A 24,920-nucleotide genomic window follows, 5' to 3' on the forward strand; every position below is an offset into this window, starting at 1 on the left:
TTTTATGTCGAGGAATAAATGAAAACGATTGGCTTATTGGGAGGAATGAGCTGGGAGAGCACTGCTACTTATTATAGGCTGATAAATCAGCAAACACGTTTACGGCTCGGCGGGCTTCATTCTGCTGAGTTGTTATTGTGGTCCTTCGATTTTTCTCAGATCGAATTGCTTCTTGCTCACGGCGAGTGGGAAGAAGCGGGTAGTTTGCTAAAACAGGCGGCGCTAAAACTAGAAGGTGCCGGTGCTGATTGCATTGTGATCTGTGCGAACACAATGCACAAAGTCGCCTCCTATATCCAGGATGGTTTGACGATCCCATTCATTCATATTGCTGAAACAACTGCGACTGCCATTCAAAAGGTAAAACGCAGAAAACCACTTTTGCTTGCAACACGTTATTTGATGGAACATGATTTTTATGTAAAGCGATTAGAGGAGCTCCATGGAATGTCGGTAGTTGTCCCTGACAATGGAGGGCAAGCCGTCGTCCATGACATTGCATATAATGAGTTGTGTCGGGGGCAGATTAATGAGGATTCTCGCCGCACTCTTTTGCAGATTGTAAGGAAGGCGCAGGATCAGGGTGCAGACAGCGTCATTCTGGCCTGTACGGAACTTGGGCTGTTGGTGGGGCAGGAGGATATTTCCGCTCCGGTCATTGATAGCACCACAGAACATGTTCGCGGAATTTTGGATTTTGCATTGAAAAAAGAAAGTGAATTTGAAGATCTAATCTAATCAGCGGGAATTTGCCCGCTTCAGGAGGGAAAATAATGAAAAAACTATGGGTCTCTGCCGTGTTGGCAGCAGGGCTGGCTCTACCTGCTCAGGCGCAGGAGGCAGCAGACAGCGTCGCGCCGGAAATGGCAAGCGGCATCTCCGACAAGCAAATGGTGACTGCGCAAAAGTTTATGGTCGTCGCCGCAAATCCTCATGCTTCTCAGGCTGGTTTTGATGCCCTGAAAGCAGGTGGCAACGCCATTGATGCAATGGTTGCTGTGCAGCTGATGTTGGGATTGGTTGAGCCTCAGTCCTCCGGTATCGGTGGCGGCGCTTTTCTCGTCTACTACGACGCCGAAACAGGCAGGTTGACCACATTTGATGGTCGAGAAACCGCTCCAGCCTCGGCAACGCCAGAACTGTTCCAGAACGAAAACGGCGAACCGCTCAAGTTCTATGATGCTGTTGTCGGTGGTCTGTCAGTCGGAACACCAGGTACAGTCAAACTGCTCTATGATACCCACGCAAAGCTGGGATCATTGCCGTGGGCGGACTTGGTAGCACCTGCGATCAAGCTGGCAACAGACGGCTTTGAAGTCTCTCCACGCTTGAACGCTTTGATCACCAAGGATCAGGAGCGTCTCTCTCGCTTTGAGACAACAAAGAACTACTTCCTGCCAGACGGAAAGCCACTGCCAGTTGGGCACCTTCTCAAAAACCCTGAGTATGCGGCCACACTGACAGCGATCTCCAAAGATGGTGCAGATGGCTTCTACTCGGGCGCTATTGCAAAAGCGATTGTTGAGACCGTTCAGTCTGCCAAAGGCAATCCAGGTAAGCTCGCTCTTGAAGATCTTGCAAACTACAAGATCAAAGAGCGCGCTGCGGTTTGTGCTGAGTATCGGGCTTATGAAGTCTGCGGTATGGGCCCTCCATCTTCGGGCGCTCTGACTGTTGGCCAAATCCTCGGTCAGCTTAACAGCTACGACCTGCCGTCCATGAACTCTGGCGACCCGAATGCATGGCGTCTGATTGGTGATGCATCACGTCTCGCGTTTGCGGATCGTGGTCGTTACATGGCAGATAGCGATTACGTGCCAATGCCAACCAAAGGTCTTGTGGCACCAGCTTACCTGAATGAGCGTGCTGAGCTTCTGAGCGGCGATAAAGCGCTGTCTAAAGAACAGGTCGTACCGGGCAACCCAACCTGGGATCACGCCATGCTACTGGCTGATGATGAAAGCATCGAGCTGCCATCCACCAGCCACTTCTCCATTGTGGATGCGAACGGCAACGCTGTTTCCATGACCACCACCATTGAGAACGGCTTTGGCTCGCGCCTGATGACCAACGGCTTCCTGCTCAACAACGAACTGACAGACTTCTCATTCCACACTCACCGTGATGGCGTGCCGATTGCAAACCGTGTTGAACCGGGCAAACGTCCACGTTCTTCCATGGCACCAACAATCGTCATGAAGGATGACAAGCCGTTCGTTGTTGTTGGGTCTCCGGGCGGTAGCCGCATCATCGGCTATGTGGCAACAACACTGGTCGCAAATCTGGACTGGGGCATGAACATTCAGGAAGCGATTTCCATGCCGCATCTGGTCAACCGCTTTGGCACGTATGACCTTGAAAAAGGCACCGCCGCCGAAAAGCTGCAACCCGCTCTGGATGCGATGGGCTACAAAACCAATATTCGTGATCTCAACTCCGGTCTGCACGGAATTGTGATTACAGCTGATGGCCTGCAGGGCGGGGTGGATCCACGCCGCGAAGGCCTTGCTCTGGGTGAATAAATCCCGGAACTGACATTCTTGAGGCTCGGGTGATCTGTGCAATTGTCGCCCGAGCCTTAGGGCTCTGCTAAGTGTATACCAAAGTGCGCTCTTAAGCGGTTTCTCACCGTCGTGGTAGCTAGAAGCTCTCGCAAGTGGCTGCGCCCAATGGCATCGGCCCCCAGAGGTGCCGGTGGCTAATGACGGAGCTAACACAAAACCACTCTCATGATGACTGTATGCCTTCGGTGACACACCGATGGGTGCTTTTGGCTGCCATGAGCTTCATCCTCGGCCTAACTCTGCTGGATGAGACGGTCGTCAGTTTAGCGCTGCCAACCATCTCCGAAGAGTTTGGCATGACGCTCACTCAGGCACATTGGGTGGTAAACTCGTATCTGCTGATGTTTGCAGCATTGGTGGCACTGGGCGGTAAGCTGGCAGATCTGGTGAACATCAACTATCTGATCCTGTCAGGCATGATCATCTTCGGTCTGGCCTCACTGGCCTGCGGCTTTGCGCCAAACGGAAGCTTTCTGGTTGGGGCACGTGTGGTGCAGGGGATAGGCGCTGCGATCATGTTTCCTCTTCCGATCGTTGCAATCTCCCGTATTTTCCCACCTGAACGACGAGGATTTGCGCTGGGCATCTTTGGGTCCATCGCCACGATTTTCCTCTCTTCAGGGCCGTTGGTCAGTGGGTATTTTACCAGCTACTTCTCATGGCGTTGGATATTCTGGATCAACCCACCGTTTGTCCTGATTGTCTGTCTGGTGATTGCCCTTGCTCCGCTGAAAGGTAGGGTAGCCCATGGACCAGATCGGGATATGTCAAACTACTCCTTTGACTGGCTGGGCTTCATCACGCTGCTTGTTGGGCTTTTCTTCTTCGTCCTAGCCATCATGCAAGCGCCAGAATGGGGCTGGTCCTCAAGAGATATCCTGCTGTCTTTCATTATCGGCGTGACTGCTCTGACGATATTTGTCTGGAATGAACTCCGCAGAAAAGCACCGCTCATACAAGTACGGTTCTTCAGAAAACCGTCCTTCGCTGTGGCAGCCTTTGTTGTCTTTCAGGCGCAATACTCCAAAATCGTGATGTTCATTTTCGGAGCACTGTATTTTCAGGACAAACTCGGCTTTGCCCCGTTTTTCGCAGGCCTCGCGCTGATGTCCGCAGTCGTGATGAATGCCGCTACAGCAGGCTTAAGCGGCGTATGCGTTGATAAGTTCGGTGTTCGCACGCCAGCAATGTGTGGGCTCTTTGTGCTCTCCAGTGCCACGCTCTGGCTAACCGCCTTCATCGCACAGGATGACTACTGGCTGCTGTTGCCTGCGCTTCTTGCATGGGGGGCTGCAATGCCATTGTTGTTCCTGCCTTCCATGAAGTCATCCGTGGACTCTGTGGAGCTGACTAAAAAGGGGCAGGCGAGTGGGGTGATGATTACCTCCCAGATGCTGGGCGGAACAATCGGCATGTCCATCTCCAGCTCGATATTCCTGTATACGCAGAGTTACGAGTTCGTGTTCGGCACCGCAGCAGCTGTAACGCTGCTATGCTATTTGCTGTGCTATTTCCACTTCGGGAAGGGCATTGAAGCCGCCGATGCAGGCAGTCGGGACTGATCATCCAATCAGCCCCGCATAGCACTTAAGCTGCTTGAGAGTATACGCGCTTGCCATCAATATAAGTGGCTGCAATGGCGCGATCATCACCAAGGATCATCTGAATGAACAGCTGCTCAATCACGTTGTTGGCGTAAGCCATCCGATGCCGGATAAGCGGAGTTGAAAGCGGATCAATAATCGCAAAGTCAGCTTCCATTCCCACCTTGATGTTACCGATCCGGTTCTCCTGATAGAGCGCCTTCGCCGAGCCAACCGTTGCCAGATAATATGCCTGTACCGGATGCAGTGAGTATCCCTGCAGCTGAGCCACCTCATAGGCTGTCCGCATGGTGGTCAGCATGGAGAAGCTGGAGCCGCCACCCACATCCGTTGCCAGTCCAACGCTGATCGGTTCATGCGTAAAATGCGAGCCACGCACATCAAACAAGCCCGAACCGATGAAGGTGTTCGAGGTTGGGCAGTGAGCGATCGATGTGCCTGTTTCGTGAATGAGCGATTTCTCACGGTCATTCAGGTAGATACCGTGCCCAAGAATGCAGCCTTTGCCAAGCAATCCAAAGTGCTCATAAACACCGACATAATCCGGATGCTCAGGATAAAGCTCACCAACCCATTCCAGCTCCTGACGGTTTTCAGAGGTATGGGTTTGCAGCAGCACCTCAGGATGCTCTTTCCAGAGTGCCCCGGTCGCTTCCATCTGATCTGGCGTGGAAGTTGGCGCAAATCGTGGTGTGATGGAGTAAAGCGCACGGCCTTGCCCATGCCACTTCTCCAGCAATGCCTTGGATTGATCGTAGCCAGTCTGAGCTGTATCGCGCAGGTTTTCTGGCGCATTGCGGTCCATCATCACCTTACCGGCGGCAATACGCATGTTGTAACGCGCAGCCTGCTCAAACAGAGCGTCAACGGATTCAGGGTGAATGGTGCAGTAAACTGAAGCGCTGGTGATGCCATTGGCAAAGCTTTGCTGCAAATAAACATCTGCAGCACGCCGCGCATAATCAATGTCGCCAAACTTGGATTCAGCTGGGAAAGTATAGGTGTTCAGCCACTCAATCAGCTGTGCGCCATAAGAGGCGATCACCTCAGTCTGCGGATAGTGAACGTGGCAATCCACGAAACCCGGCAGAATAAACTGGCCGCTGTGGTCATGAACCACCGCATCATCCGGCAGTGTCTTCAGCAGCTCTGCTGCATCGCCCACAGCGGTGATCTTGCCGTTTTCAGTTACGACAAGTCCGTCAGACCAGTTAGTCAGAGCCTCTGTCGGATTATCGCAAAACGGATCGCCGCTAAATTGAAACACATGGCCGCGAAGCGCTGTAATCGTCCGTACAGTCTCTTGCATCAGATCTTCCCCGGGAATTGAACCAAACAGCCATAACTAACGTAATTTCCGGCATGGAGCGAGGGGAAATACGTAGTTACCCGGGAGAGATCTGAGAACAACGTGATGCGAGTAAGAGATCAGTCCTCTTCTACTGCTGCTTCATTGAGTTCAACGTCAATCATTAGGTCAGCCGCAATTCCTTCAAGCGCCTCAGACACTTCCGTCGGAGACAGGTGCGGTGGAATGATAATGCGGGCGTTTGCGCGGAACATCAGATCACCGCTCATGGAACCCGGTTCCACCAATGATTCCAGAGTTTCAATGCTCACATGCAAATCCGCCAGTACGCTGGAAACGCGGCTGATCATGCCGGGTTGATCCTGCCCCAGAATATGAAGAAGCGCATGAGCACCAGCTGGAGCATCACCCGTATTGTGCTCGTGAATGCCGATGGTCAGACCCAGCGTTTCAAGCTTGATCAAAGCTGCTGAGAGATCCGCTGCCTGTGCTTTTTCAACATGCACGCGAACAATCCCTGCAAACTGACCTCCCAAACGTGAAAGGGAACTATCGATCCAGTTTGCCTTGTGATCAGCAACCACCTTGGAGATTTCACCAACCAGACCTGGGCGGTCATCAGCAACGACGGTGAGGACAAGCTCTTTTTTCATAACGCATTCTCCACAAAAGCGACCCTCTTAATAGGCTGGGGCCTGTCTATAATAGCAATGCCAGATGCAGGTGTAAGTCAAACACTTCGATCAAGTTCCCCGTAATTTTGCACCTAAGAAAACCTCTGGTATCGACCAATTGCGCAAATTATCAGCTTGCTATCTCCAGGGGGGGCAACTAGCGTGCTCCACGTAAAACTATGGACGGCGTCCCGTGACGGACTGAAATGGATTTCGGGGGCGGTCGACCCACATCGGGGACCAGAATCGAAGCTGTCTGACGAAGTAATGTGTGAAGCTGCGGACCGACGGTGCGCGGCCGATGTTCTATTTCGTCGGTCCATCTATTGTCTTTGCGACGTCTCCTTAAATGACAGCGGAACCCCCTGTTGCCTTTGGCAATGGAAGGCACTGCTGCATGTTGGAGATAGAACATGTCTTATTATTTGAAGCCTGTGCTCCTTGCCGGAGTACCGGGTCTTTCCTCGTCTGCTGCCTTTGCACATGCTGGCCATTTGGGTGAGCTTGCAGGCCACAGCCACTGGATTGGTATCGCTGCTGTCACCGGAGCAGCAATCATCGCCGGATTAGCAGCCAAAGCCAAAAAGCGATCCGCATCTGCTGAAGAAACCACGCCAGATGCCGCCGAGACCGATGGCGGTCTCACTCCAGAAAGCGCAGAAGCAGAGCCAGCATAATGACGAAAAAAACAGAAGAAAAACTCGGCGTCATGATCTGCGGACATGGCAGTCGAAACAGAGGTGCAGTCGCCGAATTTGCCCGCCTCGCAGAAGGTATTCGTGAAAGATTTCCTGAGTTGCCAGTGGACTATGGCTATCTGGAGTTCGCGAACCCAGTGATCCATTCAGGTCTGGATAATCTGCGAGAGCAGGGTTGCACGCGTATTCTGGCTGTTCCGGGCATGCTGTTTGCTGCAGGGCACGCGAAGAATGATATTCCTTCCGTGCTGAACACCTATCAGGCCAAGCATCCTGAAGTGTCTATCGAGTATGGTCGCGAGCTCGCTGTCGACACCCGCATGGTACAGGCTGCAGGTGCGCGCATTCAGGAAGCCATTGATGCAGCGGGCCCTGATGTAAAGCCGGAAGAAACCTTGCTGATGGTTGTTGGCCGCGGTGCCTCAGATCCGGACGCAAACTCCAACGTCGCCAAAATCACCCGCATGCTTTGGGAAGGCTTCGGCTTTGGTTGGGCGGAAACCTGCTACTCCGGTGTAACTTTCCCGCTGGTTGAGCCCGGTTTGGAGCATGCGGTAAAGCTTGGTTACAAGCGCATCATCGTGTTCCCATACTTCCTGTTCACCGGTGTATTGGTTCAGCGCATCTACAACTTCACCGATGATGTTGCCGCGCGCCATCCAGATATCGAGTTCATCAAAGCTGGCTATCTCAACGACCATCCGAAGGTCATCGACACAATGCAGGAGCGTGTCACAGAGATCCTTGAAGGCTCCAACAACATGAACTGCCAGCTCTGTAAGTACAGAGAGCAGGTACTTGGATTTGAGGCAGAGATCGGCCTGCCGCAGGAAAGCCACCACCATCACGTGGAAGGCTTGGGTGATGAGGCTGAGTGCAAGCTATGCGATGTGACGTGCACTGGTGAGTGCGACAGCAAAGGCGCGCACTCCCATGATCATGCGCACAGCCACTCTCATGACCATAGCCACGGGCATGGACACCATCACCACCACCATCATGGTGATGACCACGGGCATGATCACCATCATCATCCGTATCCGCATGCAGATCACCCTCTTGGGCCAAAATCCATGCTGAAGGATGATGCCTGAGTATGGGCCAGAACATGAATGATGAGGTTCTGGCACCCTACGATTACATTAAGGATCCTGCCGAAATCTATCGGCAGTCCTTTTCCATCGTACGGGGGGAGGCTGAACTTGAAAGCCTGCCAGACAACCTGAGGCCTATCGCAATTCGCCTGATCCACTCCTGTGGGATGACCGACATCCCGCAGGATCTGGCTTATTCTGAAGACGTTGTCGCTAAGGCCAATGAAGCTTTGCGAAATGGCGCTTCTGTTCTGACAGATGTGGAGATGGTTGCCCACGGGGTGATCCGTAAATATCTGCCAGCAAACAATCAGGTCATCTGCACTCTGAACGAGGCAGAAGTTCCTGAACTGGCAAAACAGCTTGGTACGACAAGATCAGCTGCTGCTGTTGAACTCTGGAAACCGCATTTGGATGGCGCTGTGGTTGCCATCGGCAATGCGCCGACGGCTCTGTTCCATCTGCTGGAGATGATAGCAAGAGGCGCTCCCAAACCGGCAGCTATTTTCGGCTTCCCGGTTGGTTTTGTTGGCGCCGCAGAATCCAAACAAGCATTGGCAGAAAGCACGCTTGGTATCCCGTTTCTCACCCTTTTGGGGCGTAGAGGTGGCTCCGCAATTGCAGCAGCTGCCGTCAATGCGATGGCTGCTGGCCTGCCCGAAGAAAAGAGCCCGGAGGCATCAAAATGAGCAGTCAAACTGCACCTTGGCTCACAATCATTGGTATTGGGGAGGATGGTTTCGATAGCCTGTCCCCCGCAGCCCAATCAGCCCTGCAATCAGCATCTCTGATCTACGGCGGAGCCAGACATCTGGAGCTTCTGAATGGAGCTACACGGGATATCTCCTGTGAGATGAAGGCATGGCCATCTCCTCTGACAAAGGGCATCGAAGAGCTTGCATCGCACCGCGGTCAGAATACGATTGTCCTTGCTACCGGAGATCCGCAATGGTTCGGTATCGGAGCAACGCTGCATCGCCAGTTCAGTGCTGAGGAAATTGAGGTTATTCCACATCTCTCAGCCTTCTCGTTGGCGGCAAGCCGCTTGGGGTGGTCTCTGCAAAATGTGGAAACGCTTAGCCTGCATGGACGGCCTTTGGATACCCTGCGCGGTTTCCTCTATCCGGGAGCACGTATCATCGCGCTCACATCAAACGGTGCAGCACCGGGAGACATCGCTGACCTTCTCGCAGATGAAGGCTACGGCGCGAGCTCGCTCACTGTTCTTGAGCATCTCGGTGGCCCTCAGGAGAAAGTAAGCACCTGCGAAGCTGAAGAATACAACGGTGAAGCTGCTGAGCTGAACACCGTCGCGATTGAAGCCAAGCCGATCCCCAACACGCCTGTTTTGTCACGCACGCCAGGCCTGCCGGATTCTGCATTCCGACATGATGGCAAAATGACCAAGCAGGAAGTACGCGCAGTCACGCTTGCCAAACTTGCTCCTATTCCGGGCCAGCTCCTGTGGGATATCGGCGCAGGCAGCGGTTCCATCGGCATTGAGTGGCTACGAGCTGCAAAAGATACAAAGGCAGTTGCCATTGAACCGTTGGAGAAGCGACGCGTGTTCATTCGTGGCAACGCCGCTGCTCTGGGCACGCCTCAACTCCAGCTCGTTGAGGGCAAAGCCCCTGAGGCACTTGATAATTTGCCGCAGCCAAATGCGATTTTTGTTGGAGGTGGCCTGACGTCAACGGGTATACTCAAAACATGCTTTGACGCACTGCCATCAGGAGGTCGCTTGGTTGCCAACGCTGTAACTCTGGAAGGAGAGCAGGTGTTGGCCGAGGCTTGGAAGAAACACGGCGGAGAACTGTGCCGGATTGCAATCTCCAGAGCGGACCCCATCGGTGGTCTTACGGGCTGGCGTCCTTTGATGCCGGTGACACAATGGAGCTTGGTGAAGTCATGACTGGTACGCTTTATGGCGTTGGTCTTGGACCAGGAGATCCTGAGCTTTTGACATTGAAAGCTCACCGGCTCATTTGCTCCGCAAAAACAATCGCCTATCCCGCAGCCGTTGGAGTGCCAAGCTTCGCTCGCCAGATAGCAGCGCAGTATATCCAAGAGGGAACCTCTGAGATCCCTATTGAAATGCCTATGAAGGTCGACCGGTTTCCTGCCAAGGAAATCTACGACCAGGCGGCAGAGATAATCTCGGTCAAGCTGCAAGCTGGTGAGGATGTCGTTGTCCTGTGCGAAGGCGATCCATTCCTCTATGGGTCCTTCATGTACCTCTATGAGCGTTTGAGGGGAGACTTTGCCTGCGAAATTGTGCCGGGCGTTTCATCCGTAAATGCCTGCGCTGCTGCTTTGGGAAGACCGCTCGCAGCTCGCAATGAGGTGCTCACCATCATTCCGGGTCCGTTGGAAGATGAGCAGCTGGAACAACGCATTATGCAGTCAGATGCCTTCGTCATCATGAAGGTCGGACGCCATCTGCCACGCGTGAAAGCTTTGCTCGAAAAACTGGGATTACTTGGTGCTGCCGGATACGTCGAACGCGCGACCCTGCCGGAAATGGTGGTGTCCCGCCTGGCGGACTATCCAAACGAAACAGCACCGTATTTTTCAATGATAATTGTCTATAAGGGAGAAGAGGCATGGACGTTGCACCCGCAATCGTTGTGATCAGCCCGGTCGCTTTAAAAACGGCTCAGAAGCTCTCCACTGTTCTGGATGAAAGCCTCATTCACGGCTTTGCACGACGCGGCTCAAAGCCCAACGTCGATTATCATCTGTCCTTCTCGGAACCAATGGACCATCTGCGGTCCTTGTTCCAGTCAGGTACACCAATCATTGGCATCTGTGCTGCCGGAATTCTCATCCGCGCCCTGGCGCCAGTCCTGGCTGAAAAGCGCAATGAACCGCCGGTAATTGCGGTATCTGAAGACGGTTCAAGCGTTGTGCCCCTGTTGGGCGGCCACCGCGGAGCAAATGCTCTTGCTCACGAGATTGCGGAGATCCTAAAAGGTCACGCTGCCATCACCACCGCAGGCGATAACGTCTTTGGCGTCGCTCTGGATGATCCCCCAGAGGGCTGGACGCTTGCCAATCCATCCGATGCAAAGTCTGTGATGGCCCACATGCTGGCGGGCGATACCGTGAAGCTCACCGGTCAGGCAGATTGGCTGGACGCTGCAACCCTTCCTGTCGCGGATGATGCGGATCTGGAGATTGTTGCGACAGAAGAACCTCAGGATGGGCATCACGGAAAGCTTGTGTTCCACCCGCAAACACATGTGGTGGGGCTTGGCTGCTCACGAGGCTGTTCGCTGGAAGAGCTCGATGATCTTCTCCAGAAGGGTTTGCAACAAGCAAACATCTCAATCGGCGCAGTTGCTGCTTTTGCCAGTATCGACCTGAAGGCCGATGAGGTGGCAATGAACAAACTCGCCGCTCGCCACAACAAGCCTTTCCGCCTGTTCACAGCTGATGAGCTCAACGAACATAAGGAGCGCTTGCAAAATCCATCGGACGTGGTCTTTGCTGAAGTCGGTTGCTATGGCGTCAGTGAGGGCTCTGCCCTGGCTGGAGTCGGGGCATCCGGCGCGCTCGTGTTGGAAAAACAGAAAACCGCAAACGCCACTATCGCCATTGCCAAAGCGTCAGCTCCAATCAATCACGAAAAGATTGGCCGTGCCAGAGGCCGCCTGCACGTGATCGGCATCGGTCCGGGGCAGGAAGCATGGCGCACGCCGGAAGCGTCCAGCTGGCTTGCTGAAGCGGATGAAGTGGTTGGCTATGGCCTCTATCTGGATCTGGTTTCCTCACTCATCAGAGGCAAGCAACGCCATGCCTTCCCTCTGGGCGCTGAAGAAGAACGCGTCCGTTTCGCACTTGAAAGAGCGGGACAGGGCCACAACGTAGCGCTGGTTTGCTCTGGGGACTCTGGTGTTTATGCCATGGGTGCTCTGGTCTTTGAACTGCTGGACCGCCCGCAGGAAAACGGTGGTGTCAGCGATGCGGCTCGCCGCGTTGAAGTTGCGTCTGCTCCGGGTATTTCCGCTATGATTGCCCTCAGCAACCGCATTGGAGCGCCACTCGGTCATGACTTCTGCGCCATCTCTCTGTCTGATCTTCTGACACCATGGGAAACAATCCAGCAGCGTCTGGAAGGAGCCGCTATTGGTGACTTCGTGATTGGGTTCTACAATCCGGTCTCCAAACGCCGCCGCACGCAGCTGGCTTGGGCACGAGAAAAACTGCTCGAACATCGCCCAGAAAACACACCCGTCATTCTTGGCTCAAACATCGGGCGAGAGGATGAGACTATCTCCACGACTACCTTGAAGGATCTTAAGGTCGATGATGTGGACATGCTAACCACCGTTATTGTGGGATGCAGCCAGACTCGATTGGGCGGGGATGGGCGGTCCTTGCACTTCGTCTACACACCGCGTGGTTACGCGAAGAAGATCGACGCACCAACCAAAGAAACGGAGACTGCAGCGTGACGGTTCATTTTATTGGGGCAGGGCCGGGTGATCCTGAGCTGATCACTGTGCGAGCGCTGAGGCTTATCGAAACCTGCAAAGTCTGTCTCTATGCCGGTTCGCTGGTGCCACCTGCAATTGTCGAGGCTGCGCCTGATGATGCGCTCGTCATGGACACAGCTTCCATGACCTTGGATGAGATCATCGACGAGATCGCGAAGGCTCACGAAAAAGGGCTGGATGTCGCGCGTGTCCACTCAGGCGACCCATCAATCTACGGTGCAACTGCAGAGCAAATGCGTCGCTTGGATGAGCTGGACATTGAGTATGATGTGACCCCCGGCGTCCCTGCCTTCGCAGCAGCAGCGGCTGCGTTGAAAACGGAGCTGACGATTCCGGAAATTGCGCAGAGCATCATCATCACCCGAACCTCAATGCAATCCTCTGGCATGCCAGAGGGTGAGGACCTGGAAACTCTCGGGCGTTCTGGGGCAACTCTGGCAATTCACTTATCAGTCAGAAACTTAGGCGAGATCTACCGCAAACTCTCCCCGCTTTACGGTGAGGACTGCCCGGTAATCATCGCTTATCGCGTTGGTTGGCCGGATGAAGCATTCATTCATGGCACCCTAGCCGATATCCGTGAGAAGGCGAAAGCCGCGAAGATCACCAGAACTGCACTCATCTTCGTTGGTCCGGCCTTGAAAGCGGGCAAGGAATTTCGTGACAGCGCGCTCTATGACGCCAACTACGTGCATGTTCTGAGGCCAAAAAAGAAGGCAAAAGCGATAGCCTGATCAGCTCAATCAGAAAGAAGCGGACCACCATTCTTCGCTTCTTTCAGCCACCACATGAGCAAATGATCCCATCACGCGGCCATTGATGTGGCCCAGAGGATCAAGCTCATGATGTTCAGCATCCTGAGCTGCAAAGAGGGACGGGGCTTCTGACTTAACGGTCAATGTTGAGTAATGAAACTCATGAGCACCCAAAGGCTTGAGCCAGGGGAAGCCAGACGCACCAGCAGCTTCAGTTGCTTTGAGCTTGCGATAACCAAGGTGCAATTTTCGATTTGCAAAGCTGGTTTCGATCGGCAGAAGACCAAGCATCTCGTGGGACTGGCCACTTTTGTCCGTCAAAGCGTCGCCCAGCACCATGTACCCGCCGCACTCACCGTAAATCAGCTTGCCTGCATCGGCTGCCGTTTTCATGCCGCTCTTGAAGCCGTTGGAATGAGAGAGCTTTTCAGCATGTAGCTCAGGGTAACCGCCGCTCAGGAACACAGCATCTGCATCAGCGGATGGGCCTTCATCATCCAAAGGAGAGAAGAAGGAGAGCGTCACCCCTTGTTTTTGCCAGTCACTCAGCAGGTGCTCATAGCTGAATGCAAAAGCAATATCCTTAGCAATCGCAATATGTTGTCCAAGTGGTGGTAAATGCGAGATGCCGGTGAGTTCTTTGTTCTCTCTTGCTGGAATAGCAAGCACCTTCGTCAATCGCATCAGTGCTGGCACGTCGACACTTTCAGCCGCGACCTCACCTGCCGCATTCAAAAACTCTTCCAGATCCTCACGCTCACTCGCCTGCACAAGACCCAGATGCCGCTCTGGCAAAGCCAGCTTTTCAGAGCGATAAAAAGCTCCCAGCACGATCACATTCAACTGCTCCAGCGCATGCCGCAATATCCGCTCATGCCGCTCAGAACCAACACGATTGAGAATAACGCCGGCGATGTGGCAGTGCGGATGATAAGTTAGGAAGCCATGAACCAGCGCAGCGACTGATTGCGCCTGAGACTTGCAGTCCACCACGAGAATAACAGGCAGCCCCAGATGCACAGCAAGTTCAGCAACGGAGCCGGATCCATCCGCTGCTCCGTCAAACAAGCCCATTGCCCCTTCAATCACGACAATGTCGCTGTGCTTTTCCTGCTCTGTCGCGTTGAGGGAAAGTTGAGCCAGTGACATGGCCCAGGCATCGTAGTTCAGGCATGGACGCCCGGAAGCGGCACTATGGAAAGCCGGATCAATATAATCTGGCCCGGATTTGCCGGAGGAGATCCGAACCCCGGTATCACGAAGAGCACGCAGCAACGCCAGAGTAATGGTTGTTTTGCCAGACCCTGAGGATGGCGCTGCAATGACGAAACCCTTCGCGATGGTCATAGGGCAGGTTCCTCTTCCTTTTGAGAGGTGCGAGCCAAAGCTGGCTCAATCCAGTTCAGTTGCTCTCGCAAATTTACGACATCACCCACAACGACAATAGCAGGTGGCTTCAATCCGCTCTTCGCAATGTCATCAGCACAGGAACCAAGCGTAGTTTCCAGAACCTGTTGATGCTGTTGCGTGGCGTTGCAAATCACTGCAACAGGCTCGGCAGCGCTTCGTCCGCCATTCATCAGTTTCTCTGTAATCAGCGAAATATGCTTCATCGCCATGTACATCACGATCACAGGTGATCCTTTGGCAAGAGCATCCCAGTCCAGTTGGTCTGGCGCAACCCCATTCTGATCATGACCTGTGAGGAACGTAACTGCTTGATTAACCCCACGGTGGGTCGCTGGAATACCAGCATAGGCTAGCCCACCAACACCCGCCGTAATGCCGGGTATGATACGGAAAGGAACTCCGGCTTCTACCAGCGCAAGCGCCTCTTCACCACCGCGACCAAACACAAACGGATCGCCGCCTTTAAGACGCAACACGCGCCTGCCAGCTTTTGCCAGTTCCACCAGTTTGATCGAGATGCTGGACTGCTTGGGTGAGGGTTTCCCGCCGCGCTTGCCCGCATAAATGATTTCAGTCCCATTCCCGGCCAATTGAAGAATACGCTCATCCACCAGCGCGTCATAAACAATCACGTCAGCTTGTTGCAGGCCATTCAATGCATGCAGGCTGAGAAGGCCGGGATCACCGGGCCCGGCACCCGCAAGCCAAACCCATCCGGAATCAAGAACTGGAAATTCAAACTGGGGGAGGGAGATATCGATCAAGCGGCTCTCGCATATTATGTGATTTTGCGTAGCAATTTAATTGGAAACCAATTGGAAGTCCAAAGCCTTCTGCTTGGTATCTTCCGCTAAATCTGTATAGTCGCCACATGGCTGAAACTGGGCAGAAAAAACTGAGAACAGGGTGGACCACAGGCGCCTGCGCAACAGCCGCAGCCAAGGCAGCCTATGCCGCTTTGTTGTCGGGTGAGTTCCCTGATCCGGTTACCATCACACTGCCTCGCGGAGAGCAACCTGCCTTCGCTCTGGCTTTCGAAAAGCTGGAAGAAAACGCAGCGATAGCAGCCATCATCAAAGACGCTGGAGACGACCCGGATGTCACACACGGAGCTTGCATTCAGGCCACTGTAAGGCCCAACGCCCAAGCCAACGGAATCCGTTTCCTTGCCGGTGCGGGCGTAGGCACAGTCACAAAGCCGGGGCTGCCAATCCCGGTTGGTGAACCTGCGATCAATCCTGTCCCACGCCAGATGATCACCAGTGAACTACAAAAACTTGCAGATGCTCATGGAATTTCATTAGCTGTGGATGTTGAGATTGCGATCCAAAATGGTGAGGAACTTGCCCAAAAAACCATGAACCCACGGCTCGGCATTGTCGGCGGCCTCTCGGTTCTTGGAACGACAGGCATCGTCCGCCCCTTCTCCTGCGCAGCCTGGATCGCCTCAATCCATCGCGGAGTTGATGTTGCTCGCGCCACCGGCCTCACCCATGTGGCAGCTGCAACGGGTGCCACATCTGAAGATGTTCTGCGTGCTTACTACCCAGATCTGCCGGAGCAGGCTTACCTCGACATGGGAGATTTCGCTGGTGGCCTCTTGAAGTACCTGCGCGCGCATCCAGTCTCCAAACTGACGATTTCCGGCGGCATAGCAAAGCTGACAAAACTTACCCAAGGCGCCATGGATCTTCACTCAGCCCGCTCTGCTGTAGATTTCGCCGCTCTGGCTGATGTGCTGCAACAAGCAGGGGCTTCAGATGCGCTTCTCAAAGAAACTAGGGAAGCGAAACTCGTCTCATATGTTGCCCAACAAGCAGCAAAAGAGGGGATCCAAATCGGAGAAACAATAGCCCTAGGCGCACAAAAAGCTGCTTTGAACATCCTCCGCGGAGCACCCGTAAGCATTGAGATTATCGTGGTTGATCGACAAGGTCAGGTTCAAGGCCACGCGCCAGCCAACGAACCCCTTCAACTGGAGCAGTCATGATGCTCAAGAAACCGAAAGTCCTCGTGCTCGCCGGTACAAAAGATGCGCGGAAACTGGTTGAGGCTCTCGCTACCACTTCAAAATATGAACTCATCGCCTCACTTGCAGGCGTGACACGAAGCCCAGCAGATCTGATGGCACCAACCAGAACCGGAGGCTTCGGTGGTGCGGAAGGTTTGGCAGAGTTTCTTCAAACTCAGAACATAGCAACGGTAATCAACGCAACCCACCCGTATGCTGCCCAAATGTCTCATAATGCAGCTGTAGCAACTGCGCGCCTCTCTCTACCATTGATCCGCTTTGAGCGTGCGCCGTGGAAGCAGGAAACAGACGATAACTGGCAGTTTGCTGAGACTATCGAAGCAGCTCTGAAGTTGGTGCCCCCAGATAAAAAAGTCTTCTTCGCAGCAAGTTCAAAAGTAGCTGCACCGCTTAAAAAACGCCCGGATCTCACCTTCATTATCCGCACTCTCAACATACCAACGCAAACTAACGCCATAAAAAACGCAAACTACATCGAAGGTCTGCCAAACAGCGACTGGCAAACAGAGGTTAAGCTGTTTCAAGAGTTGCAGATCGATTGGCTCATCAGCAAAAATAGTGGTGGGTCAATGTCTTATGGCAAAATCAAGGCTGCACGAGAGCTGGGCTTACCTGTCGCCATGATCAAGCGCCCTGAGCATAATGGTGGCGTGAAGTGCTCTTCCATTGATGAAGTCCTGAATGCTTTGCCAATGTGTTTTGGCACAGAGCAGACAACCTCAGTTAGTTCTTAGGCTTCTGATAGGGCGCTGTCGTCATGCGCTCAATGATGCCGTCTTTTGCTATCAGCCAGTGATAAAATGCGCCAAGCACATGCAAGACGATAAGCCAAGCAAAAACAACGCCAACGGTAGCATGAAAGTCCAGAATACCCTCTGCATTCGGACGATCCTGCGGCACTAAGCTGGGCAGATCAAACAAGCCGAAGAATGGAATGGGCGCGCCGTAAAGTGAAAGCCCAATCCATCCGAGAATGGGATTGACGATCAACACCAGATAAAGCAACCCATGCACCGACCGTGAAACGATCCGCAGTGCCGGTGAAAGGGAGGCAGGCGGTGGAGGTGCTGGTGTAATCCAGTGCTGCAACAGACGCAGAACTACTAGCAAAAACAACAGTATACCGATGCTCTTGTGGTAGAAGTAAAGCGTGTTCTGAAGAGCGCCCGGCCCAAGATCGGTCATAACCAGACCCATCGGAACCATGATGAAAACCAGAATGGCGACGATCCAATGATAGGTCTTCGCCATGGCAGAATATCCGGCAACTTGATGGGCCATGTTCTGTTCTCCTGATAATCCCAGAGGTTCCTCAAGAGCCCCTGCAATCTCCTGATCGACAGATTAATCAAGGTTCGTTACCACTAGGCTAACCTTAGGTGAGGTGGGCTGTGAACTCGGTAAAACAAGGGGGCTTGATGGACAGGGGCCATACAACGCCAACACATCTGCAAGAACAAGCGGACGGCTCTCAGCTGACCTGCGAAAAGCCACAAGCTCAGTCGCCGGGTATCTTGTCTCCCGAAGATTGGCAGGAGGTTTTAGCCGCTTCCGTTGAAAGGCGTGCACCAGATCTGCAAGGTTACGGCAGCGTGTTTGCACCTTTGTGCCAAGCACAAAAACAGTTTGTTATCGGTCAGTTAGGTCAGTCTGTTGATGGCCGGATTGCTACTGTAACGGGCGACTCCAATTATGTGAGTTGCTCAGAGGCTCTGATCCACCTTCATAGATTACGTGCCCTATGCGACGCAGTGGTTGTTGGTGTCGGCACTGCTGTAGCAGACAACCCTCAGCTCACCGTCAGGCATGTTAGCGGACGTCATCCTGCCCGAATTGTCATCGACCCCTATGGTCGAATGCCAAGAGACAGCACTTTGCTTCAGGATAACAGTACCCGCCGTATCGTGATCACACGAACGGATGCTCATGCCCGTTATCCGGAAGGTGTTGAATGTTTCCAGCTTCAACCAGATGCAAAAGGCCGCCTGTCATGCGCTGAAATCCGCCACGCCTTGCGTGAGTTCCGCTGCATTCTGGTAGAAGGTGGAGCGTGGACACTCTCTCGTTTCATCGAGCTGAAAATGATTGATCGCCTGCATCTCATGATCGCTCCATTGATCATTGGATCTGGCCCCCGAGGTCTACAACTCCCAGCCATCGACTATCTGGCACAAGCGATCCGGCCAGACGTGACATGGCACCTACTAGGCGTCGATATGCTTGCTGATCTGAGCCTAAACAACTAACACCTGCTTTAGGCGGAAAAGCATTTCCTTTCGCTAGAAAGTGCACTTATAAACTTGCGTGAATCTCCGAATAAGGACGCACGCATGCCAGAGCTCATCAGACGCACCTCTCTTCTCGAAGTTAAAGGGCAGATTGAAGAAGTTGAGGTCCGCGTTATCCATGAAGATGGCCGGGAACACATCACGACTGATCCGGTTTGGGTTTATGGCGATTCCATCGCAGTGCTTGCGTATGATCCTACTGCGAAGACGGTGCTGCTGGTCAAACAGCTGCGTGTGGCACCTTACATCATGGAAGAAGAGATTATTCTGGAGGCCTGTGCCGGCGGGATTGAGATCAGCGATCTCTCCATTGAAGAAGCCTGCAAGCGGGAAGCACAGGAAGAGTTGGGTTGTCAGCTGACAAACCTGCAAAAAATCGCAAATGTCTTCATCAATCCGGCACGCTTGGCAGAGCGGGCGCATTTCTTCCTGGCGGAGTACACCTCTGGTGATTTCAACGTTGAAAGCAGAAATCTGGATGATGACGAAGATATTGAGGTTGTTGAACTGTCCTTTAAAGAACTGCGCAGTCTCTACGATAATCAGGAAATCCGCTGCCCACGCCTCTTCATGCTGACACAAGCACTGCTTCTCAAAGGCATCGGGGTCTAAAGCTCATCAACATGACCACCGCTTCTATGCCATTAGAGCGGTGGAAGGCCTACAATGTCAACGTGCCCAACTTGCAGCTGCGATTTGCCTTTTCCGATAGCAGTCAGGCGATAGTCCAGCCAATCATCGACGATATTGTCGGAAACGCCGATCTCCCGCGCAGCCTCAGCCCATCCCTTAATCAACTCAAGTTGAAGCTCATCCTCTTCTGGCGTGCAGATCCAGTCTGACCGCCCTGTGAAACAGGTGTAGCCCGCTTTCAGCAATCGCTCGTGCGCATGGAAACCACCCAATGGCCCGAGAGCTGAACCAAATCCTTTGTCTGTCGCTTGATGTTGGTTGAAGGCTCGCTGAATGAGCCGGTCTGTCGGGTGGTGCGGCTGGCTGAGCAATATTCCATTGTAAGAAAGCCCCGCAAGAAAAGGCAGCTTCAACTGCCGCATACGCGCCACGAAACTATCCAGCCAATGCGCGCTTACCAGATCGAGGAAGGCTGAGGTGACAACGCCATGATGGCCCTCAAGAACTTCCAGAGAGCCGGTGTCAGTCAGCTCACAGAGGTCTGTTTGAGTGCGGGTCTGAGGGAAAGGAGGAGGTGTATCCTCCGCAACCTTCAGCAGTTCAGGGTCGTTATCAATCAGTAGCCAGATCTGCTCCCTGTTCGGCCCGATATGCTCAGCCAGATCCTGCAGAAAAGAACCAGTCCCCGCAGCAACATCAATTAGCTTGAGGGGCCCGTCCTTAGGGGCATGCTCCACCAACCAGTTGCAGAATTTCTGCATAATGTCTTTGTTGCGTGCGCGCCGGTCAGCTTTGCGGCGCAGTGAGAGCCACTCAGAAGAAAATCCACTCAAAGGTGAGCCTCCAATGTGCTTGCAAATGCTTTGGCGCTGTCGTTCCAATCTGGCAATGTATCCGCAGCAGCCAACGAGCCTTCGGAAAGTTTGGAACGCAACTCCTTGTTTGTAAGCAGGGCCTCGATTGCTTTGCTTAGAGCCACCGGATCACCTGCTCCAACATGAAAACCAGCTGTTGGTGGAACTGTAGACGCCACTGCTCCCTCACCGCTGGCAATAATCGGTAGACCAAAGCTCATCGCCTCCGCAAATGCCATTCCATACCCTTCGTAGTAGGTTGGAAGCACAAAGACATCGGCGCTCTTATAAAAGCCAGTCAGCTCAGCTTTCGGGATTCCACCATGCACCTGAATACGGTCCGCCAAACCATATCGCTTGATCTGCGCGCGTACCTGGCTCGTGTACTCGGGATCAAACTTCGTTTCTCCAATCAGATCCAGATGCCAGTCGAGATCTTTCAGCTGTCCCAGCGCCTCAACGAGATGAAGCTGCCCTTTGCGGGGAACGAGCGATCCAACACACAGCAACTTGCCAGTTCCAACGGGCTCTTTTGCTGCTTGAGAGGTTGCCGAAATATCAGGGCGATCAATCCCTGGCAAAACGATGCTGATCTTCTCAGCAGCAATACCCATCTCAGTCACAAGCGTCTTCTGAGTTGAAGGGCTGGTGACGATGATGTGCTCTGCAAACGTCAGCGCCTCTGTCTCTGCAATCCGCAGAGTTTTTGCCGGTTCAGGCTCAATCCCGCTTTCCAGAAACAGCGGATGGTGCACCAGCGCGATCAGGGTGGAGTGCTCAGCAATCTTGCGCGCAAGCTCTGGTGAACCACCCAAGGCCAGCCCATCCACGATGATCAGGGCTGAAGCCTCGATCTCATCCAGTGCATCCAGCGCCAGCTTCTTATCGCCATTTGATGGAGTAGGATAATCCCCCTCAAGACTGATGAGTGAGACTTTCCAATCGTGTTTTTGCAGCCCGCGAATGATCTCTCGATCATAGCGATAACCACCAGTTGGCGTGTTGAGATCTCCCGGAAACACGAAGTAGCAGGATTTTTGTTGTGTTGTTGTCGCTGTTTCAATGGATGGAAGCACGTTACTCATGAGCCTCGGATGCAGTTAGTGGCGCTTCATAAGAGGCGCGGGCATTTGGATTTTCGGAGATGGTTACGCGCACTTTGCTCAGTTCGCCCGGTTCACGGCCCAGCTTATGCAGATAAGCAACATCACACACCCGCTGGTAAATGTAGCTACACAGAAAATCGACGGTGGTATTGCGCCCCTTGAACTGGGGTAGGTCATCCAAATTCTTGTAGTTGAAAGGGTGTAGGATCTCGGCAAGCACATCCAATGCGTTACCAATGTCAATTACGATCCCGTTCTCATCTAATTCTTCAGCAAAAATAGCCACATGCACATGGGCAGTCAGCCCGTGGAGCTGAGAGGCGGGACCAAAAACTTCGCCCTTCAAGCTATGCGCGATCATAATATGATTGCTGATCTCGACTGAATACATCTCAAAATCCTTGTAAAACTAAGAGTAAACAATGGGTTGGCAAAGAGTATCCTTCTTGCCGGAAAGTACATCCTTCAGATCATGTGGGGCTTTCTCAAACTCGATAGCCGGAGCAAGCAAAGTATCCAGCACCTCATCTTTCAGCAGAGAAATTGCGGCTTCCATCCGCCTGCGATGCGTCCAGCGTGGCCGCATGACAGGGGCGACCTGCCCCACCTGCGAGGAGACAAGACTCAGCCGCTGGCTGTGAAAACTACCGCCAAGTACCAGGCCAGAAGGGCGTGAACCATACCAGGAAGCCTCCACAATCTTGGCTTCTCTGCCTGCGATACGAATAGCTGTGTTGAGGCCAGACTCGGACGCACTGCAATGCACCACAACATCCTGATTTTCCGGCGCAACTTCGGGCAATGCAAAGTCGCAGGAGAACTCATCTGCAATGTCTTGCCGTTTTGGGTTCACATCGATCATGGTCATGCGTACACCTGCAATACGGGCACACAAATATCCAACCAGAGAGCCAACGGTCCCAGTCCCCACAACAGCTACACGCGAACAGGGTAAAATACCTGCATCCCAGATGATGTTCAGCGCTGTTTCCATATTGGCAGCCAATGTTGCTCGGGTACTCGGTAAATCCTCTGGAATAGGGTAGAGCGCTTCGGCCGAAAGCAGGAAATTACTTTGATGCGGATAGAGGGAAAACACCCGTTGGCCTGCTCTCAAATCACCTGTTGTTTCAGCTACTTCGGAAACGTTTGCATACCCGTACTTAACGGGGAACGGAAAGGTGCCTTCCTGAAATGGCGCAGTCATCCGCTCGCGCTCGCTCACCGGCACATCACCGCTGAAAACGATGGCCTCCGTACCCCGGCTGATTGCAGAAGCGTGGGTTTTTAAGTAAACACGGTTACCAGATGATTTAGAGAGTTTTTCCTCTCTTATTTCAATGGTTTGAGGCGCAGTATACCAAAGCGCCCTGGCTATCTCAGACAAGAAACCCGCTCCCCGGATCGCTAAACTTTCACAAATATACTCTAGGGAAACGTGAACAAAGGAAACTAGCAGAAATGTAGGTCCCTCTAAAAACAATAATAATTTGGGTAGGACATGACAAAACAATCACGGGTTCCTGAAGAGAACACCCACACTCGTCTTGTTGACCAGCTGCTCTCCACCAACATCATCGACAAGCATCAGGAAAATAAGCGCTTATACCGGCGTAGACTGATCTTTGGAGGGCTTGTTCTCACCACTTTGGCAGCGCTCACCACCATCATGGTTCTGACACTGTTCTCCAGTGGTTTTGCCCTTTCAAAAGTCGTGATGCTTCTCGCATTTCTGGTAACCTTACCGTGGCTCATCATCGGCTTCTGGCATGCTGTCATCGGTCTGGCGCTGATGAGGTTCTCCTCAAACCCCACTGCACAGGTCTACGCTGGAACGCCTCTTGGTACGCTGGACCTGAAAAAGCCGTTACAGAACAAGCAAACTGCCTTGCTTTCATGCGTGCGAAACGAGGATTCTCCTGAGGTTGCAGCCAAGCTGGAAGCAATGTTGCAGGATCTGGATCGTCTAGAGCAGCTGAATGGCTTCTCCCTGTATATCCTGAGTGATAGCAACGACCCCGATCATATCCGGCAGGAAATGAGAGAGTTCTCTCTTCTCAGAGCTCGTTGGCAAAATCGCATCGATGTGCTCTATCGAAGAAGAGAAATAAACATCGGCTTCAAAGCAGGGAATGTCGAGGATTTCTGCCGCAACTGGGGTGATCGGCACGAGTACGCCATCACGCTGGATGCCGACAGTTTCCTTTCTGCTGAAGCTCTATGTCACCTTGTGAGCAAGATGAATGTGAACCCGCGTTTGGGCATCTTGCAAACACTTGTACTGGGCTTATCGACCAACTCCTTCTTCACCCGTGTCTTCCAATGGGGCATGCGTCTCGGCATGCGCTCTTACACTCTGGGTGCTGCATGGTGGCAGGGCTCTTCCGGTCCGTATTGGGGACACAATGCAATCTTCCGCATCAAGCCGTTTACACAGCATTGTCTGTTGGAACCTCTTCCGGGGACGGATGCTTTGAGCGGCCCGATCCTAAGCCATGATCAGGTCGAAGCCGCCATGATGGCAAATGCAGGCTATGAAGTTCGCGTCTGGCCTGTTGAAGGCGGCAGTTATGAGGAAAACCCGCCGCATCTGATTGAGTTTATCCGCAGAGACCTGCGTTGGTGCCACGGAAACCTGCAGTACTTTAAGCTTCTCCGCGAGCCGGGCTTTAAATTACTAGGCCGTATTCAGCTTGCCTTGGCGATCCTTATGTTTATCGGCTCACCTGCATGGCTCACCTTCATAGCGATGGCGATCCTTACAGCATCCATCGCTGCACCCGGGACAATGCCGTTTGATCCATTCTATGGCACCATCCTGATCATAACCGTTATGAGTATGGTGTTTGCGCCCAAGCTGGCAACGCTGGCTCATGTGCTCACAGTTCGCAGTGAACGCAAGGAATATGGCGGTTTTCTCTCAGTGTTCATCAGTGCATTCTTTGAGCTGGTTTATTCCATGCTACTGGCACCTGTAATGGCAATCGCGCACAGCATCTTCATCGCGCAGCTGTTTGCTGGCCGGAAAACGCAATGGGGTGGGCAGTCACGACAGCCGCACGGCATTCCATTGGTTTTAGCAGCCAAGAAGTTCTGGCCGCAAACACTCTTCGGTCTGTGCGGTGTAATCTGGATGATGGACTACTCATTGGCCGATACATGGCTCTTGCTACCCGTAATCCTTGGGCCGTTACTGACCATCCCGTTTGCAATGATCACGTCAAAACCGGTGCTTGGCATGTACTTCAAGCATTCCGGTCTTTGGGCTCTGCCAGAAGAGAAGAAAACTCCGCTTGAGCTACAGGGCCTCAGCAAGGAGCAGCGGAGGGTTGAGATGGAGTTGGCCAAGGCAAACAGGGCGGCGGCTACACGATGAAAGCATTGCCTGAGTAAGGAACCT

Annotated in this window: 24 protein-coding genes; 15 read left to right on the forward strand and 9 right to left on the reverse strand. The window is 53.2% G+C overall.

Translation table 11 applies throughout. The features are described 5' to 3' along the window. Window positions 1–18 precede the first annotated feature (18 nt). The 3 genes from PSE_RS03970 (at window position 19) to PSE_RS03980 (ending at window position 4,126) form a co-directional block, all read left to right on the forward strand. The gene (locus PSE_RS03970; protein ID WP_041767934.1) at window positions 19–738 is read left to right on the forward strand and encodes an aspartate/glutamate racemase family protein; all 720 of its coding nucleotides are present in this window, start codon (window positions 19–21) and stop codon (window positions 736–738) included. 35 nt (window positions 739–773) lie between these two features. After that, window positions 774–2,522, forward strand: coding sequence for a gamma-glutamyltransferase (gene ggt, locus PSE_RS03975; protein ID WP_014283675.1), 1,749 nt, complete (start codon window positions 774–776; stop codon window positions 2,520–2,522). Window positions 2,523–2,701: 179 nt separating this feature from the next. Then, on the forward strand, window positions 2,702–4,126 hold the full coding sequence (locus PSE_RS03980) for an MFS transporter (RefSeq protein WP_208998081.1): 1,425 nt from the start codon (window positions 2,702–2,704) through the stop codon (window positions 4,124–4,126). A gap of 25 nt (window positions 4,127–4,151) precedes the next feature. Here PSE_RS03980 and guaD read toward each other — a convergent pair whose 3' ends face one another. After that, the gene (gene guaD, locus PSE_RS03985) at window positions 4,152–5,477 is read right to left on the reverse strand and encodes a guanine deaminase (RefSeq protein ID WP_014283677.1); all 1,326 of its coding nucleotides are present in this window, start codon (window positions 5,475–5,477) and stop codon (window positions 4,152–4,154) included. 119 nt (window positions 5,478–5,596) lie between these two features. Beyond that, complete coding sequence (locus PSE_RS03990) at window positions 5,597–6,130, reverse strand: glycine cleavage system protein R (RefSeq protein ID WP_014283678.1); 534 nt, start codon at window positions 6,128–6,130, stop codon at window positions 5,597–5,599. 434 nt (window positions 6,131–6,564) lie between these two features. On the opposite strand from PSE_RS03990, the gene PSE_RS03995 reads away from it, so the two are divergent. The 7 genes from PSE_RS03995 to cobM are packed head-to-tail and all read left to right on the forward strand — an operon-like array spanning window position 6,565 to window position 13,176. Beyond that, window positions 6,565–6,828, forward strand: a complete 264-nt coding sequence (locus PSE_RS03995; protein WP_014283679.1) for a DUF6732 family protein — start codon at window positions 6,565–6,567, stop codon at window positions 6,826–6,828. Further along, window positions 6,828–7,943, forward strand: a complete 1,116-nt coding sequence (locus PSE_RS04000) for a sirohydrochlorin chelatase (protein ID WP_014283680.1) — start codon at window positions 6,828–6,830, stop codon at window positions 7,941–7,943. Before PSE_RS03995 ends, PSE_RS04000 begins: the two co-directional genes overlap by 1 nt. Before the next feature lie 2 nt (window positions 7,944–7,945). After that, the gene (locus tag PSE_RS04005; RefSeq protein WP_014283681.1) at window positions 7,946–8,632 is read left to right on the forward strand and encodes a precorrin-8X methylmutase; all 687 of its coding nucleotides are present in this window, start codon (window positions 7,946–7,948) and stop codon (window positions 8,630–8,632) included. Next, complete coding sequence (locus PSE_RS04010) at window positions 8,629–9,855, forward strand: bifunctional cobalt-precorrin-7 (C(5))-methyltransferase/cobalt-precorrin-6B (C(15))-methyltransferase (RefSeq protein WP_014283682.1); 1,227 nt, start codon at window positions 8,629–8,631, stop codon at window positions 9,853–9,855. Before PSE_RS04005 ends, PSE_RS04010 begins: the two co-directional genes overlap by 4 nt. Further along, on the forward strand, window positions 9,834–10,574 hold the full coding sequence (cobI, locus tag PSE_RS04015) for a precorrin-2 C(20)-methyltransferase (protein WP_014283683.1): 741 nt from the start codon (window positions 9,834–9,836) through the stop codon (window positions 10,572–10,574). The genes PSE_RS04010 and cobI overlap by 22 nt, the downstream gene beginning before the upstream one ends. Continuing rightward, the gene (cobJ, locus tag PSE_RS04020; RefSeq protein WP_014283684.1) at window positions 10,547–12,400 is read left to right on the forward strand and encodes a precorrin-3B C(17)-methyltransferase; all 1,854 of its coding nucleotides are present in this window, start codon (window positions 10,547–10,549) and stop codon (window positions 12,398–12,400) included. The genes cobI and cobJ overlap by 28 nt, the downstream gene beginning before the upstream one ends. Then, window positions 12,397–13,176, forward strand: coding sequence for a precorrin-4 C(11)-methyltransferase (gene cobM, locus PSE_RS04025; RefSeq protein ID WP_014283685.1), 780 nt, complete (start codon window positions 12,397–12,399; stop codon window positions 13,174–13,176). The genes cobJ and cobM overlap by 4 nt, the downstream gene beginning before the upstream one ends. Before the next feature lie 9 nt (window positions 13,177–13,185). Here the strand turns inward: cobM and PSE_RS04030 are convergent, their stop codons facing one another. Together PSE_RS04030 and cobA are read right to left on the reverse strand one after the other, a co-directional pair. Beyond that, entirely contained in the window at window positions 13,186–14,544 is a 1,359-nt protein-coding gene (locus PSE_RS04030; RefSeq protein ID WP_014283686.1) for a cobyrinate a,c-diamide synthase, read from the reverse strand. Then, window positions 14,541–15,371, reverse strand: a complete 831-nt coding sequence (cobA, locus tag PSE_RS04035) for a uroporphyrinogen-III C-methyltransferase (RefSeq protein WP_083841545.1) — start codon at window positions 15,369–15,371, stop codon at window positions 14,541–14,543. Before cobA ends, PSE_RS04030 begins: the two co-directional genes overlap by 4 nt. 107 nt (window positions 15,372–15,478) lie before the next feature. Here cobA and PSE_RS04040 point away from each other — a divergent pair, with 107 nt between their 5' ends. Both PSE_RS04040 and PSE_RS04045 read left to right on the forward strand, forming a co-directional pair. Beyond that, window positions 15,479–16,597, forward strand: a complete 1,119-nt coding sequence (locus PSE_RS04040) for a cobalt-precorrin-5B (C(1))-methyltransferase (RefSeq protein ID WP_014283689.1) — start codon at window positions 15,479–15,481, stop codon at window positions 16,595–16,597. Then, window positions 16,594–17,373 (forward strand): cobalt-precorrin-6A reductase, encoded by a 780-nt coding sequence (locus PSE_RS04045; RefSeq protein ID WP_014283690.1) that lies wholly within the window; start codon window positions 16,594–16,596, stop codon window positions 17,371–17,373. Before PSE_RS04040 ends, PSE_RS04045 begins: the two co-directional genes overlap by 4 nt. Here the strand turns inward: PSE_RS04045 and PSE_RS04050 are convergent. Beyond that, the gene (locus PSE_RS04050) at window positions 17,363–17,920 is read right to left on the reverse strand and encodes a cytochrome b (RefSeq protein WP_014283691.1); all 558 of its coding nucleotides are present in this window, start codon (window positions 17,918–17,920) and stop codon (window positions 17,363–17,365) included. The two genes, PSE_RS04045 and PSE_RS04050, sit on opposite strands and share 11 nt — an antisense overlap. 137 nt (window positions 17,921–18,057) lie before the next feature. On the opposite strand from PSE_RS04050, the gene PSE_RS04055 reads away from it, so the two are divergent. After that, a complete protein-coding gene (locus tag PSE_RS04055; RefSeq protein WP_014283692.1) occupies window positions 18,058–18,885 on the forward strand; it encodes a RibD family protein in 828 nt (275 codons plus the stop codon). Between the two features lie 84 nt (window positions 18,886–18,969). After that, the gene (locus PSE_RS04060; protein ID WP_014283693.1) at window positions 18,970–19,539 is read left to right on the forward strand and encodes an NUDIX domain-containing protein; all 570 of its coding nucleotides are present in this window, start codon (window positions 18,970–18,972) and stop codon (window positions 19,537–19,539) included. 32 nt (window positions 19,540–19,571) lie between these two features. Here PSE_RS04060 and PSE_RS04065 read toward each other — a convergent pair whose 3' ends face one another. The 4 genes from PSE_RS04065 to PSE_RS04080 are packed head-to-tail and all read right to left on the reverse strand — an operon-like array spanning window position 19,572 to window position 22,907. Next, window positions 19,572–20,393 carry a glycosyl transferase family 1 gene (locus PSE_RS04065; protein WP_014283694.1) on the reverse strand — a complete coding sequence of 274 codons (822 nt, stop codon included), beginning with the start codon at window positions 20,391–20,393 and terminating at the stop codon, window positions 19,572–19,574. Next, the gene (locus PSE_RS04070; RefSeq protein ID WP_208998082.1) at window positions 20,390–21,499 is read right to left on the reverse strand and encodes a glycosyltransferase family 4 protein; all 1,110 of its coding nucleotides are present in this window, start codon (window positions 21,497–21,499) and stop codon (window positions 20,390–20,392) included. The genes PSE_RS04065 and PSE_RS04070 overlap by 4 nt, the downstream gene beginning before the upstream one ends. After that, a complete protein-coding gene (locus PSE_RS04075) occupies window positions 21,492–21,911 on the reverse strand; it encodes a 6-carboxytetrahydropterin synthase (protein ID WP_041767938.1) in 420 nt (139 codons plus the stop codon). The genes PSE_RS04070 and PSE_RS04075 overlap by 8 nt, the downstream gene beginning before the upstream one ends. A gap of 18 nt (window positions 21,912–21,929) precedes the next feature. Further along, window positions 21,930–22,907, reverse strand: a complete 978-nt coding sequence (locus PSE_RS04080; protein WP_041767940.1) for a zinc-binding alcohol dehydrogenase — start codon at window positions 22,905–22,907, stop codon at window positions 21,930–21,932. A gap of 114 nt (window positions 22,908–23,021) precedes the next feature. On the opposite strand from PSE_RS04080, the gene mdoH reads away from it, so the two are divergent. Then, a complete protein-coding gene (mdoH, locus tag PSE_RS04085) occupies window positions 23,022–24,896 on the forward strand; it encodes a glucans biosynthesis glucosyltransferase MdoH (protein WP_014283698.1) in 1,875 nt (624 codons plus the stop codon). The last annotated feature ends 24 nt before the right edge of the window (window positions 24,897–24,920 follow it).

It is taken from the genome of Pseudovibrio sp. FO-BEG1, from assembly GCF_000236645.1.
In the GTDB taxonomy this organism is placed as follows: Bacteria; Pseudomonadota; Alphaproteobacteria; order Rhizobiales; family Stappiaceae; genus Pseudovibrio.

Bases quoted from the DNA above. Each gene is read 5' to 3' on its own strand.
- PSE_RS03970 (WP_041767934.1), top strand. From the start codon at position 19: ATGAAAACGATTGGCTTATTGGGAGGAATGAGCTGGGAGAGCACTGCT.
- ggt (WP_014283675.1), top strand. From the start codon at position 774: ATGAAAAAACTATGGGTCTCTGCCGTGTTGGCAGCAGGGCTGGCTCTA.
- PSE_RS03980 (WP_208998081.1), top strand. From the start codon at position 2,702: ATGACGGAGCTAACACAAAACCACTCTCATGATGACTGTATGCCTTCG.
- guaD (WP_014283677.1), bottom strand. From the start codon at position 5,477: ATGCAAGAGACTGTACGGACGATTACAGCGCTTCGCGGCCATGTGTTT.
- PSE_RS03990 (WP_014283678.1), bottom strand. From the start codon at position 6,130: ATGAAAAAAGAGCTTGTCCTCACCGTCGTTGCTGATGACCGCCCAGGT.
- PSE_RS03995 (WP_014283679.1), top strand. From the start codon at position 6,565: ATGTCTTATTATTTGAAGCCTGTGCTCCTTGCCGGAGTACCGGGTCTT.
- PSE_RS04000 (WP_014283680.1), top strand. From the start codon at position 6,828: ATGACGAAAAAAACAGAAGAAAAACTCGGCGTCATGATCTGCGGACAT.
- PSE_RS04005 (WP_014283681.1), top strand. From the start codon at position 7,946: ATGGGCCAGAACATGAATGATGAGGTTCTGGCACCCTACGATTACATT.
- PSE_RS04010 (WP_014283682.1), top strand. From the start codon at position 8,629: ATGAGCAGTCAAACTGCACCTTGGCTCACAATCATTGGTATTGGGGAG.
- cobI (WP_014283683.1), top strand. From the start codon at position 9,834: ATGGAGCTTGGTGAAGTCATGACTGGTACGCTTTATGGCGTTGGTCTT.
- cobJ (WP_014283684.1), top strand. From the start codon at position 10,547: ATGGACGTTGCACCCGCAATCGTTGTGATCAGCCCGGTCGCTTTAAAA.
- PSE_RS04030 (WP_014283686.1), bottom strand. From the start codon at position 14,544: ATGACCATCGCGAAGGGTTTCGTCATTGCAGCGCCATCCTCAGGGTCT.
- PSE_RS04040 (WP_014283689.1), top strand. From the start codon at position 15,479: ATGGCTGAAACTGGGCAGAAAAAACTGAGAACAGGGTGGACCACAGGC.
- PSE_RS04045 (WP_014283690.1), top strand. From the start codon at position 16,594: ATGATGCTCAAGAAACCGAAAGTCCTCGTGCTCGCCGGTACAAAAGAT.
- PSE_RS04050 (WP_014283691.1), bottom strand. From the start codon at position 17,920: ATGGCCCATCAAGTTGCCGGATATTCTGCCATGGCGAAGACCTATCAT.
- PSE_RS04055 (WP_014283692.1), top strand. From the start codon at position 18,058: ATGGACAGGGGCCATACAACGCCAACACATCTGCAAGAACAAGCGGAC.
- PSE_RS04060 (WP_014283693.1), top strand. From the start codon at position 18,970: ATGCCAGAGCTCATCAGACGCACCTCTCTTCTCGAAGTTAAAGGGCAG.
- PSE_RS04070 (WP_208998082.1), bottom strand. From the start codon at position 21,499: ATGAGTAACGTGCTTCCATCCATTGAAACAGCGACAACAACACAACAA.
- PSE_RS04075 (WP_041767938.1), bottom strand. From the start codon at position 21,911: ATGTATTCAGTCGAGATCAGCAATCATATTATGATCGCGCATAGCTTG.
- mdoH (WP_014283698.1), top strand. From the start codon at position 23,022: ATGACAAAACAATCACGGGTTCCTGAAGAGAACACCCACACTCGTCTT.